The following is a 12,887-nucleotide window of genomic DNA, read 5'->3' on the forward strand; positions in this document are numbered from 1 at the left end:
AGTTACTCAACGCAACCCATCGCGAAACTGCCCCGGCGTCATACCCGTCCAGCGCTTGAACGCGCGGCTGAAGCTGCTGGTGTCGGCGAATCCCAGCAGATAACTCACCTCACTCAACGAGCATTGCGGGTCGCGCAGGTGCAGCAGCGCGAGGTTTTCGCGGCTTTCGTTGAGCAAGGTGTCGAAGCGGCAACCTTCATCCGCCAGATGCCGTTGCAGGCTGCGCAGGCTCAGGTGCAAGGCCTGGGCGATGCGTTCGGCGCTCGGTTCGCCTTCGGGTAATTGTTCTTCAATGGCATCGCGCACTTTGCGTTCCCAGGTCAGCGGCTTGAGCTGGGCGAGGGTGCGTTTGAGCACCGCTTCGTTGTGTTCGGCCAGTTCCGGGTTGGCGTCGTCGAGGTGGCTATCGAAGTCGGCGAGGGCGAATTCCAGGCGATCCTCGGCGCAGCCGAAATGCACAGATGCGCGAAAGACTTTGTGCCATTGATGGGCATCGGTCGGTTCAGGGCGGCGCAGATAAACCGCCAGCGGCGCGTAATCACGGCCGAGTCGATTGCGGCAGGTGCGCACATAGATCGCGGCGAAGGCGTCGATGGCTTCGAAGGCCGGCGCCGGGTTGCCTGGGGGAATTTTCAGGCGGAATTGATAGCGGTCTTCGTGGCGGCTCAGTTCCAGTTCCAGCGCATCGCTGACCACCGGGTGATAACGCACGATGCGCTCGAACACCTCGCGCAAACTGCCGCTGGCTACCAGCGCGTACCCGAGCGCGTGGAAAGTGGTCGGGCTGACAAAACGCGACACGCGCAAGCCCAGCGCCGGGTCGCCGCTGGCCTCGACGGCAAGCGCCCATAAACGCGTGGTGCCGGACAGCGGATAGCGCGCGTTGGGGTCGTCCATCAGGCTCGGGTCGAGCCCGGCCCGTTGGCACAAGGCAAAGCTGTCCAGCCCCAGCGCGTCGAGTTGTTTGCGCAAGGCGCGGGTCCAGCTGGCAAGGGAGGTCGGTTCCTTCATGCGGATTGGCGCGTCCGGTCAACAGGTTGGCGTTCTTGGCTAGCGCGGATCGAACCACGGCGAGGCACGATGCATTCATCTTAGACCCGAGGATGGAAGCATGGACGGTACTTCTGCAAGCCCCGAACGACTGAATGCGGCGCAGCGCTCGGCACATATTCGCCAGGTGGTGCTGGCCAAAGGTGTGGAATTGCGTGAGCGCTACCCGATTCTTCAGCATCAGGATGCTCTGGGCACGGGGATTCTGGCGTTCGCGCTGGCCGGAATGATCGGCTCGGCGGCGCTGTACATCACCGGCCATATGGCTTGGTGGGTGTGCCTGCTGCTCAATGCGTTTTTCGCCTCGCTGACCCATGAGCTGGAACATGACCTGATCCACAGCATGTACTTCCGCAAACAGCGCGTGCCGCACAACCTGATGATGGCCCTGGTCTGGCTGGCGCGGCCGAGCACGATCAATCCCTGGATCCGTCGGCATCTGCACCTCAACCATCACAAAGTGTCCGGCACCGAAGCCGACATGGAAGAGCGCGCGATCACCAACGGCGAGCCGTGGGGTTTTGCGCGACTGTTGATGGTGGGCGACAACATGATGTCGGCGTTCATCCGCCTGCTCCGCGCCAAGACCTGGGCGCACAAGCTGAGCATCGGCAAACGCGTGCTCAAGGTCTACGCACCGCTGGCGCTGCTGCACTGGGGCGCGTGGTATGTATTTCTCGGCTTTCACGCGGCCAACGGCATCGCGCATTTGCTCGGCTCGCCCATCGAGTGGTCGGCCACCACGCTCTCGGTGATGCAGGTGATCGATATCGCCGCCGTGGTGATCATCGGCCCCAACGTATTGCGCACTTTTTGCCTGCACTTCATCAGCTCGAACATGCATTACTACGGTGACGTCGAACCGGGCAATGTGCTGCAGCAATGCCAGGTGCTGAACCCTTGGTGGCTGTGGCCGTTGCAGGCGTTCTGCTTCAACTTCGGCAGCAGTCACGGGATTCATCATTTCGTGGTCAAGGAGCCGTTCTACATTCGCCAGATGACCGTGCCGGTGGCACACAAGGTGATGCGCGAGATGGGCGTGCGCTTTAATGATTTTGGGACGTTCGGGCGGGCGAACCGGTTTGTTCGGCAGGCTGAGATGGTGAGTAAAGAGGTACGTTCAGCTCAGGCCTGATGGGTTGTTTTCAAGCGCCTCTTCGCGAGCAAGCCCACATTGAATCTGTGATCGACACAAATCCCCTGTGGGAGCGGGCCTGCTCGCGAAGGCGTCAGGTCAGGCAACGTCAATCCGGCTGAAACGGCGAAGCACTGAGGATCACTCCGGTCTCCTCGACATAGCGCTGCCAATGCCCGATCAGATCAGTGAGTTTCAGCGGCTGACTCAACGCCAGATCATGAATCTCCCCCGGATCGCTAGCCAGATCATAGAGCTGCCAGGTCGCCGGCCCTACATGCCCGGGAATCCACACGGCCTTCCACGAGCCCTGGCGAATCGCCCGTCGGCCGAACAACTCCCAACCGGTCACCGTGTGTTCGTCATGCACCTGCGCGGTCTCGCCGGACAAAAAGCCCAGCCACGACTTGCCGCGCAGTGGCGCCACCGCTTTGCCTTTCCACTGTTTGCCCGGATGCCGCACGCCAGCCAGATCGAGAATGGTCGGGGTGATGTCCATCACCGTGCCGAAACCATGGCTGATCTGCCCTTTGAGTGGCAGTTGAGGATAGTGCAGCAGCGCCGGCACGCGGATCCCGTCCTCGGTGGTGAAAGCCTTGAACAAGCGTGACGGCGCGGTTGCCACTTGCGCCCAGTTCGGCCCGTACCAGACGTAGGAATTGGCCCGGCCGATGTTGTCGAGGCTGTTGTCGTAGTGCTGGTTCAGGTAGGTCATCAGCTCCGGACCGAACTTGGGGAACGCTTCCAGCAGCGCGCCTTCGGCACCGTTGTCGGACATGAACAGGATGAAGGTGTTGTCGAGCTGGCCTTGCTGGCGCAGGTAATCGACGACCCGGCCGATGTTCCAGTCCATGCGCTCGACCATCGCCGCGTAGACCTCCATGGCTCGTGCGGAAATCTGCTTTTGCTCATCGCTCAACGCGTCCCACTGCGCGCTGAGCTGAATCAGCGGGTGCGGCTCGACGTCCGCGTCGATCAGGCCCAGCGCCTTGAGTTTTTCCAGGCGTTCGAGGCGCAGCACTTGCGGGCCGGCGTCATAACGGCCACGGTATTTCTCGACGATCTCGGCCGGTGCCTGCAGCGGCCAGTGCGGCGCGGAGAAGGGCAAGTAAGCGAAGAACGGCCGGGTCTGATCGCGTTCCTTGAGGTACTGCAGCAGCTTGTCGCCGAAGGCGTCGGAGGAATAGAAATCCTTCGGCAGCTCATCGACAAACTGATCGTCCTCGATGTACAGCGCCGGGGTGGATTTCAGCAGGCCCGGCGTTTGCTCATCGTAGGTCGGCTCGAAACCATAGTGGTTGGCAGCGCCCGGCAACAGCGAAAACGAACGCTCGAAGCCGCGCGCATGGGGTGCCAGTTCGGCCTTCAGACCAAGATGCCATTTGCCACTCATCAAGGTTTGATAGCCGGCCTCGCGCAGCAGCTCGGGCAGCGCGACGACGCGGTCGTTGAGGTAGCCCTCGTAACCGGGTTTGCCGATCAGTTCCGGGGTCAACGCTTCGGCCATGGTGCCGATGCCGGCGATGTGATGATCGGTGCCGGTCAGCAGCATCGAGCGCGTCGGCGAGCAGGTCGGTGCGGTGTGGAAATCGGTCAGGCGCAGGCCGTTGCGGGCCAGTGCATCAAGGTTAGGCGTGGCGATTTCGCCGCCGAACGCACCGATGTCGGAAAAGCCTAGGTCGTCGGCCAGAATCACCAGAAAGTTGGGACGTTGCGGCATTGCGAAACTCCTGTTCAGCAGGCAATGAACGTCAGCGGCAGATCGCGGATCTGCACCGGTGCGCTCGGTTGGTAATGGTCGTCACTGGTCAACTCGTGCAGCAGTTCTTCACGCAACTGATGGAAGTCGTAACTGCTGCGCTGGCGCGGGTGCGGCAAAGCGATGCCGACCACTTGCTTGATCCGCCCCGGACGCGGCTCCATCACCACCACGCGGTCGGCCAGAAAAATCGCTTCCTCGACATCGTGGGTCACCAGAATCGTGGTGATCTTTGCTCGCTCGCGGATTGCCAGCAGCTCGTCCTGCATTTGCTGGCGAGTCAGCGCATCGAGGGCGCCGAAGGGTTCATCGAGCAACAGGATTCGCGGGCTGGCGACGAGGCCGCGCGCTATCGCCACGCGCTGCGCCATGCCGCCGGAGAGTTGATGCGGATAGGCTGCGGTGAAATCGCTGAGGCCGACCAGCTCGATAAAGTCTGTGATGCGTTGTTGTTTCTGCGCTGTGCTCAGCGGCTCATTGACCAGGCCCAAGCCGATGTTGTCGGCGACCGTCAGCCACGGAAACAGACGATGTTCCTGAAAGACGATGCCGCGCTCGCCGCCGATGCCGCTGACGGCCTTGCCATCGACACTGATCTGCCCGCGAAACTCGGTGTCGAGGCCGACCAGCAGACGCAGCAAAGTGGATTTGCCGCAGCCGCTGGAGCCGACGATGGCGACGAATTCGCCCTCGGCGATGTCCAGGTTGAATTCGCGAATTGCCTCCAGTTCGAAACCGTTGACGGCGAAGGATTTGCCTACGTGGTTGAAGCTGACAATCGGTGCGTTCATGCGTGTCTCCAGCGGGTCGCGCGAATTTCCAGGCGTTGGCCGATCAGGTTGAGCAGGGCGCCGGTGAGGCCGACCAGCAGCATGCCGGCCATGATCAGATCCATGCGCAGCAACTGTTGCGCGCCGATCATCTGGCTGCCGATGCCGCCATTGGACGGCATGAAATATTCAGCGCCGATGGTGCCCAGCCAGGCGTAGATCAGGCTCAATCGCAGCCCGGCGAAAATTCCCGGCGCAGCGCCGGGCAGCACCAGTCGGCGCAGACGCTGGCCGAGGCTCAGGCATAGCACCTGCGCGGCCTCGTTGAGTTGCGGCGAGAGGTTGACGACGCTGCGCTGGGTGGCGATGAACAGCGGGAAAAATGCGGCGAGCGCGACGAACACCCACTTGGCCAGTTCTCCGAGGCCGAACCACGCGGTCAGCAGTGGCACCCAGGCGAAAATCGCAATCTGCCGCAGTGCGGCGAGTGTCGGGCCGAGCAACCGTTCGCTGAAACGCGACAGGCCGAGGAGCAAGCCCAAGGCGAAACCGAGGCCGCCACCGATCAGCAAGCCGCCGAGGGTGCGGCTCAGGCTCAGCGCCATGCCGTTGACCAGCGTGCCGTCGAGCAGTCCATTCCATGCCGTGCTCAGCACCGCCAAAGGGCTGACCAGAATATTTGCATCGACCCACTGTTGCTCGTTGGCCAGTTGCCAAAGCGCCAACAAGCCCAGCGGCAACAGCCACGGCTGCAGGCGCTGCCAGCCCTGATAGCGCGGGCCGCGTGTGATGTGCGCGGTGGCCGGGTGCGGCCAGTGCACCAGTCTGCGGTCGAGCAGACCGATGCCGCGATCCATGGCCACGCCGATCAGACCGATGACCACGATGCACACGAACACGATGTCGAGCATGAACAACTGCCGCGCCCAGACCATCAGATAGCCGATGCCTTCGCTGGAGGCCAGCAGCTCGACCGCCAGCAACGAGGTCCAGCCGGCGGCGAGTGCCAGGCGCACGCCAGCCATGAACGCGGGCAGCGCAGCGGGAAGCACCAGACGACGAATCAGCAGATGCGCCGGCAGGCGCAACACGGCGGCGGCTTCGCGCAGTTTCGGTTGTGCATCGCGTACGCCAACCAGTGTGTGCAAGGTCACCGGCACCACAATGGCCTTGATCAGCACCACCAGTTTCAGCAGTTCGCCGATGCCAAAAAACACCATGAACAGCGGAATCCACGCCAGCGTCGGCACCTGCGCCAATCCAGCGAATGTCGGAAAAACCAGGCGCTCCAGACGTCGACTGAAACCCAGTGCGGCGCCAAGCACCGCGCCGGCCGAAACGCCTGCCAACAAACCCCAGAACAACCGTTGCAGGCTGATCCACAAATGACTCCACAACTCGCCTTGGGCCAGTTCCACAGCGCTGCTCCACACCAGCGATGGCGCCGGCAGGATCTGCTCGCTCATCCACTGATTGCGCGCGGCCAGCCACCACAGGACGAACAGGCTGACGGGCAACAGCCAAGGCAGCAGGCGTTGATTCAGGCTCGGCCAGGTGCGACGGCTTTTCAGCGGCGGCGCGGCCAGCGGCAGGCTGAGCAGAGATTGACGGGCCATGGGTGACCTCCGTTGTCGGGTTGCATGGCGAACCGCTTTTCATGTGGGAGCGAGCCTGCTCGCGAAATGGCTGTTTAAGGCAGCATTGATGGCGGCTGGCATGGCCCCTTCGCGAGCAGGCTCGCTCCCACATTGGGTTTCGTCATATATGAAACTGATCTAACAGAGTTGCGTTAGATGCTATCGGGAGATAAGCGAATCCATTTAAGGCTTGCCTGCTTACGCGCATCCAATGCATTCGAAGAATATTTTCGATGCTGTTAATGCATATCGCGCTGCAAGCCGCACACGCCCTCACTTAGGTCATATGGATATAAAAATGTGCATTTATAGTATTTAAGTGAAGGTATGCATCCAGCCTACTTTCGGCTCCTCAGCGATCAAGGAGCCGCACCCATGAACCTTCCCTTCAAACGAATCATTGGCCTGCTGGCCGCCCCGGCGCTTGCAGGCTTTCTTGCGCTTGGCGCCCAAGCCGGAGAACTCAAGGAAATCCGCATCGCCGTGCCCGACCTCAGCGCCGGCACTCAACACAGCGGCGGCGGCATCGTCGATGTGCTGCGCGATCAGCAGATCTTCGAAAAGGCCTTCGCCGAGCAGGGCATCAAGATCCAGTGGAGTTTTTTCAAGGGCGCCGGGCCGGTGATCAATGAGGCGTTTGCCAATGGGCAGGTCGATCTGGCCTATCTTGGCGATCTGGCCGCGATCATCGGAAAATCCAATGGCCTGGACACGCGCCTGCTCAGCGCCACGGCACGTGGGGTCAAGCAATACCTCGGCGTGGTGCCCGGCTCGGGAATCAAGACCCTGCAGGATCTCAAAGGCAAACGCGTGGCGATCTTTCGCGGGACGGCGACGCAGCTGTCGTTCGATGCGGCGCTTGTCAGTCAGGGCCTCAGCGAGAAGGACGTGAAGGTCATCAATCTGGATTTCAACGCGGCGGTCTCGGCACTCGCGGCCAAGCAGATCGATGCCTCGTGGGGCAGCTCCGCGCTGAGTGCGTTGCAAGCCAAAGGCCTGGCGGAATTGCCGCTCAACACCAAAGACCTCGGCGGCGCTGGCAGCGTGCAGGCGGTGTTGCTGGGTAATGGCAAATTTGTCGACGCCCATCCTGAGGTCATTGCCAAACTGCTCAAGGCGCAGCAGCAAGCGGTCGAGTGGCTGACTCAGGACAGCAACAAGGACGCCTATGTGCAGCTGGTATCAGGGCTGGCGAGTTATCCACCGGTGATTCTGGCTCAGGATCTGAAGGATCAGAATTTGAGCGAGATCTTCCCGTCGACGCTGGATCCGGTGTTCTTGAGCGGCCTGCAAGACAAGGTCGACCTGGCGGCGCAGCAGAAGCTCATTCGCAAGCCGTTCAAAGTCAGCGATTGGGTGGCGCCTGAACTCTCAGCGGCCAAGCTCTAGAAGCAAAAAATCCAGATCGTTCCCACGCTCCGCGTGGGAATGCAGCCGAGGACGCTCCGCGTCCTTTGTGACGCAGAGCGTCACGGGATTCATTCCCACGCAGAGCGTGGGAACGATCGGCGTCTGCCAAAGGTTTTTCAGACAGCGACGCTGACGTCCTGCCGATCCAACGCCACCAGCGTCTCGATCATTGCCCTCGCCGCTGGCGACAAGCGGAATCCGGTGCGGCTGACGATGCCGCAGCGCGCGTTCATGCTTTCGAGGTTCTGCGGCAGGTTGCGCCAATGCAACAGCGCCAGCGAACCCTTGGCGACATCCTCGACAAACGCCTCCTCCGTGCCGACGCCGATCGCGTTGGATTGCAGCACCACTTTGACCAGCGCCGGAAAGTGCTCGGTTTCGATGGTCGGAGAGAAATCGATGCGCCCGCTGAGGTTCGCCAGCAGCTTGCGAATGCCCGGTGGAATCAGCGTCGCGGCCAGCGGATAGTCGAACATGTCGTTGGTCGACAGGCTTTCCTTGGCCAGCAACGGATGCCCGGGCCGGCAGAAAAATACGCCGCGCTTGGGCGTCAGCGGTTGCGTCTGGAAATTCGGGTCGGACTCGAAATGGCGAATGTCGGCGATGAAGAATTCGATCTCTTCGCGGCTCAGCGCGCGGCTGAGTTTTTCCCAGTTATCCACCTGAAAACAGGTGCGTACTTTCGGGTGCGCGTTGATGAATTGCGCTACCGCATCCGGCACCAGTTTCACCGCCGGCGCCGGCCCGCAACCAAAATGCACTTCACCGGCGTCGAGCTTGGTCATTTGTGTCACTTCAGCGCTGAGCAATGCCGCGCCCTGCACCAGGCTCAGGGCGTGTTGCAGCACCACTTGGCCTTCGGGCGTGGGGCGCAGATCCTTGTTGCCGCGATCAACCAGCACGCAGCCGAACTCTTGCTCCAGCCCCTGAATGCTTCGGCTGAACGCCGGTTGAGTGATGCCCATGGCGTCGGCCGCGCGGACAAAGCTGCGGTGTTCGTTGAGGGCGATGAAGTAGCGCAACTGGCGAAGATCCATATGCTTTTCCGGCATCCTAAAAATAGCTCGAAGGCATTTGCGAGGAGGGTTGCTTGAGGTTTTAAATGCAAGCTCTTATTCCGTCAACGAAGCATGTGAATATCTATTAGATATAAATGGAATATGGATAGAACGTTGTTTCGCTGCCGTCAAAACCGCAAACCGTCGATGAGGGTCTTCCCATGAGCAATGCCGCACTCGCCGTAAAACCCGTTTCTCACGCGTTGGAAATTCACCCGGTAGCCGGTCGTATCGGTGCCGAAATCCGCGGCGTGCACCTGTCCGGTGAGCTGGACGCCGCCACGGTCGAAGCCATCCAGCAGGCGCTGGTCGAATACAAAGTGCTGTTCTTTCGCGAGCAGACGCAGCTCGACGATCAACGTCAGGAAGCCTTCGCCCATCTGCTTGGCGAACCGGTGGCGCACCCGACCGTGCCATCGCGCGAAGGCACCCGTTACCTGCTCGAGCTGGACGGCGCCGAAGGTCAGCGCGCCAACTCCTGGCACACCGACGTAACCTTCGTGGACGCCTACCCGAAAGCCTCGATCCTGCGCTCGGTGGTCGCCCCGGCATTCGGCGGCGATACGCTGTGGGCCAACACCGCAACGGCATACAGCGGCTTGCCGAGCGAGCTGCGTGAACTGGCCGACAAACTCACCGCCGTGCACAGCAACGAGTACGACTACGCCGGTGCGAAGCCGGACGTCTCGGCGGAAAAACTGGAGCGCTATCGCAAAGTCTTCACCTCGACCGTTTACGAAACCGAGCATCCGGTGGTGCGCGTGCACCCGATCAGCGGCGAAAAGAGCTTGCTGCTGGGGCATTTCGTCAAACGCATCAAAGGTTATTCACAGGCGGATTCGGCACACCTGTTCGGCTTGCTGCAGAGCCACGTGATCCGCCAGGAAAACACTGTGCGCTGGCGCTGGCAGGCCGGTGATGTGGCGATCTGGGACAACCGCTCGACGCAGCATTACGCGATTGATGATTACGGCACCCAGGATCGCGTGGTGCGCCGCGTGACGCTCAAGGGCGAGGTGCCGGTGGGGGTGAATGGGCAGCGCAGCCAGACTATCAAAGGTCCGGATATCGTCGGCGTCTGAATGATCGTTCCCACGCTCTGCGTGGGAATGCCTCGATGAACGCTCTGCGTTCGCTGTTGGGACGCGGAGCGTTGTGGGCTGCATTCCCACGCGGAGCGTGGGAACGATCGCTTGAACCTGTGGGATCGAGCCTGCTCGCGAAGGGCTTTCACCACACTCCGATCTGAACGACCTTCTCGGTTTCCGGCTCGCCATAACGAAACCGCTGCCCGCGCAAATCGATCTCTTGATGGCTGATCGTTGTACGCCGCTTCAATCCGCGCAGCCATTCAAACAGATACCCCGCATGCTCCTCGCGCACCGCCGCGTACGCCGGGTCCTCACCCAGATCGCGCAGCTCCTGCGGATCATTCAACAGATCAAACAGCTGCGGTCGAAAGCCGTCGTACGCCAGGTATTTCCAACGCTCGCTGCGCACCATGGTCATGCGGCAACGGTCGATCGGCTGGCCGAGGCGTTGCCGCGCCGGGGCTTGAAAGGCGTAGTCGTATTCGCTGATTGCATAGCGACGCCAATCGGGATTTTCCCCGTGTAGCAACGGGATCAATGAGCGTCCTTCCAGTCGATGTTCCGCACTCGGTAATCCAAGCGCTTGAATAAACGTCGGCAACGCATCAATGGTTTCTGCCAGCCGATCATCGACAGTGCCGCGAGTGACATCCGCCGCCGCCCGAGGATCGCGAACAATCAACGGCACGCCTACCGCCTGCTCGAGCAAAAACTCCTTCTCGCCCAGCCAGTGATCGCCAAGGAAATCGCCGTGATCGCTGGTGAACACGATCAGCGTGTCGTCCCAGCGCCCATTGCTCTGCAGAAAATCGAACAGCCGCCCCAACTGATCATCCACTTGCTTGATCAGGCCCATGTAAGTGGGGATTACATTTAATCGTACTGAATCGCGGGAAAAGTTGAGGCTTTCCTCATGCTGACAAAAGGCAGTGTATACGGGGTGTTTGCTGGCTTTGGAGGGCGCCGCGCGGACTGGCTGCAGGATCGATTTCGTACTGTACAAGGCGTGGTATGGCGCCGGTACGATGTACGGCCAGTGGGGTTTGATGTACGAGAGGTGTAAACACCAGGATTTCTCGCCTTGCTCAGCGATGAAGTCGATGGCGCGATTTGTAGTGTAGACAGTCTCTGAGTGTTGCTCGGGAATTCGTGCTGGCAAATTCGCATGACGCATTTTCCAGCCGCTGAGGATTTCCCCGTTCTCGCCTTTTGCGGCATTCGCCCAGTCATGCCAGGGATTGCGCCCCTCGAAACCGTGTTCGCGCAGGTAATGGGTATAAGGGGCGGATTCGCGCTTGTCGTCGAACAGCGTGTCGTCGGGATAGATGCCGTCGTGGCGCAGATAGGGTTCGAAGCCGACCTCGTTGAGCAATTCGGCTTGTGCGCTTTGCGGGTTGATCGCCAGGCGCTGCAAGGCGTCGACATTTGCCGTCGCATGGGTCTTGCCGACCAGCGCGGTGCGAATGCCGTGAGGTCGCAGGTAATCGCCGATCGTCAATTCATCCAGCGGCAACGGCACCGCGTTCCAGGCCACTTGATGGCTGCTGACATAGCGTCCGGTGTAGGCCGACATCCGCGACGGGCCGCAGATCGTGCCTTGGGTGTAGGCACGGCTGAAACGCACGCCTTGGGCAGCGAGGCGATCGATGTTTGGCGTGTGCAGATGCGGGTGTCCGTAGCAGGACAGGTAATCGCGGCGCAGCTGATCGCACATGATGTACAGCACGTTGCGCACGGGGTTGGGAGGAGTGGGCATGGGGTTCACCGGTCAGTGGGACAGGTGAGGGTTTTCGCTGTCGGTGGGGGTTTTCGGCAAGTGCATTTGGGGAATGAAGATCATGCAGGGATTGCATCAGTGCCTGGCTGAAGCGATAGCGGTGGATCAGACGGCAAAATTCTCCAGCGAACACACCTCCTCATCCACCGCGTCAATCGACTTGATCTGCTCGATCATCGCTTCGGCCAGGGGCGACAACCGATACCCGGCGCGGCTGACAATGCCATAGCGGGTGTACAGCTCCTCCAGGTCATCGGCCAGGCCTTCAATCTTCAAACAGACCAGCTCACCCTTGGCCAGATGCAGCGCATCGGAATACGCGCCGACAATCCCGATCGCTTCTGATCGCAGCACCACACTCAACAGACTCGAGCCGTTTTCGCATTCCACATTCGGGGTGAAATCCGGGCGACCGCTGAGGTCGACGATGACCTTGCGCAGGTTTGGCGGGCGGATGCTGACCGCCAGTGGATAACTCAGCAACTGCTCGGCAGTGATGCGTTCAAACGCTGTCAGCGGATGCCCGGCGCGGCAGCAGAAATGCCATTTGCGCGCTCGTAAGCGGTGGGTCTGGTAATCCGGGTCGGCCTCGAATTGCCGGGTATCGGCGACGAAGAATTCGAATTCTTCGCTGAGCAGGCGTTTGCTCAGGCTTTGCCAGTCATCGACCTGAAACTGCACCCGCGCTTTCGGGTAGCGGCCGATGAACGCGCCGATCGCGCGCGGAATCAATCCGGCCGCCGGAGCCGGCCCGCAGCCAAAGCGTAACTCCCCGGCTTCGAGGCCGTTGAACTGGCTGATCTCGTTGGCCATCTGCTGCGCACCGCTGACCAGCCGCCGCGCATGTTCGAGCAGCACCTGGCCCTGTTTGGTCGGCGGCAATTCCTTGCGTCCACGGTCGACCAATTGGCAGCCGACGCTGTGTTCCAGCGCCTGAATGCTGCGGCTGAAAGCCGACTGCGACAGGTTCACTGCCTGCGCGCCGGCGACGAAGCTGCGTTGCTCAACCAGAGCGATGAAGTGACGCAGTTGGCGCAAGTCGATATGCATTTTTCACATAAAAAATATCCGGGAAATGCATTGGATATGCATTAGGTCGACTCCTTATAAAGGCAATCTCTTATGCAGTAAATATTTGTAAATCCATAAATAAATAACTGAAAAGAATATGCAGCGTTGAAAATATCTGTGTGTTTTTTG

The 12,887-nt window shown here is 60.7% G+C and carries 10 protein-coding genes; 3 read left to right on the forward strand and 7 right to left on the reverse strand.

Annotated features, from left to right (window positions below; genetic code table 11):
* Positions 1–6 precede the first annotated feature (6 nt).
* Positions 7–1,011, reverse strand: coding sequence for an AraC family transcriptional regulator (locus tag ACIGDJ_RS07630; RefSeq protein ID WP_101156973.1), 1,005 nt, complete (start codon positions 1,009–1,011; stop codon positions 7–9).
* Positions 1,012–1,111: 100 nt separating this feature from the next.
* Between ACIGDJ_RS07630 and ACIGDJ_RS07635 the strand changes: the two genes are divergently transcribed.
* Entirely contained in the window at positions 1,112–2,185 is a 1,074-nt protein-coding gene (locus tag ACIGDJ_RS07635) for a fatty acid desaturase (protein WP_101156971.1), read from the forward strand.
* A gap of 109 nt (positions 2,186–2,294) precedes the next feature.
* Here the strand turns inward: ACIGDJ_RS07635 and ACIGDJ_RS07640 are convergent, their stop codons facing one another.
* From ACIGDJ_RS07640 to ACIGDJ_RS07650, 3 genes are read right to left on the reverse strand one after another with little or no spacing between them, the layout of a single operon-like run.
* The gene (locus tag ACIGDJ_RS07640; RefSeq protein WP_397478582.1) at positions 2,295–3,905 is read right to left on the reverse strand and encodes an arylsulfatase; all 1,611 of its coding nucleotides are present in this window, start codon (positions 3,903–3,905) and stop codon (positions 2,295–2,297) included.
* A gap of 14 nt (positions 3,906–3,919) precedes the next feature.
* Positions 3,920–4,735 carry an ABC transporter ATP-binding protein gene (locus tag ACIGDJ_RS07645; RefSeq protein WP_101156968.1) on the reverse strand — a complete coding sequence of 272 codons (816 nt, stop codon included), beginning with the start codon at positions 4,733–4,735 and terminating at the stop codon, positions 3,920–3,922.
* On the reverse strand, positions 4,732–6,330 hold the full coding sequence (locus tag ACIGDJ_RS07650; protein WP_397478581.1) for an ABC transporter permease: 1,599 nt from the start codon (positions 6,328–6,330) through the stop codon (positions 4,732–4,734). The genes ACIGDJ_RS07645 and ACIGDJ_RS07650 overlap by 4 nt, the downstream gene beginning before the upstream one ends.
* Positions 6,331–6,726: 396 nt before the next feature.
* On the opposite strand from ACIGDJ_RS07650, the gene ACIGDJ_RS07655 reads away from it, so the two are divergent.
* Complete coding sequence (locus tag ACIGDJ_RS07655; RefSeq protein WP_397478580.1) at positions 6,727–7,740, forward strand: ABC transporter substrate-binding protein; 1,014 nt, start codon at positions 6,727–6,729, stop codon at positions 7,738–7,740.
* Between the two features lie 137 nt (positions 7,741–7,877).
* On the opposite strand, the gene ACIGDJ_RS07660 is transcribed toward ACIGDJ_RS07655, so the two are convergent.
* The gene (locus tag ACIGDJ_RS07660) at positions 7,878–8,798 is read right to left on the reverse strand and encodes a LysR family transcriptional regulator (RefSeq protein WP_312998214.1); all 921 of its coding nucleotides are present in this window, start codon (positions 8,796–8,798) and stop codon (positions 7,878–7,880) included.
* Between the two features lie 182 nt (positions 8,799–8,980).
* Here ACIGDJ_RS07660 and ACIGDJ_RS07665 point away from each other — a divergent pair, with 182 nt between their 5' ends.
* A complete protein-coding gene (locus ACIGDJ_RS07665) occupies positions 8,981–9,901 on the forward strand; it encodes a TauD/TfdA family dioxygenase (RefSeq protein WP_101156961.1) in 921 nt (306 codons plus the stop codon).
* Positions 9,902–10,049: 148 nt separating this feature from the next.
* Here ACIGDJ_RS07665 and ACIGDJ_RS07670 read toward each other — a convergent pair whose 3' ends face one another.
* Positions 10,050–11,666 carry an alkaline phosphatase family protein gene (locus tag ACIGDJ_RS07670; protein WP_397478579.1) on the reverse strand — a complete coding sequence of 539 codons (1,617 nt, stop codon included), beginning with the start codon at positions 11,664–11,666 and terminating at the stop codon, positions 10,050–10,052.
* A gap of 126 nt (positions 11,667–11,792) precedes the next feature.
* Positions 11,793–12,737 (reverse strand): LysR family transcriptional regulator, encoded by a 945-nt coding sequence (locus ACIGDJ_RS07675; protein WP_397478578.1) that lies wholly within the window; start codon positions 12,735–12,737, stop codon positions 11,793–11,795.
* Positions 12,738–12,887: the final 150 nt, after the last annotated feature.

Source organism: Pseudomonas sp. NPDC079367 (assembly GCF_044542195.1).
GTDB lineage: Bacteria > Pseudomonadota > Gammaproteobacteria > Pseudomonadales > Pseudomonadaceae > Aquipseudomonas.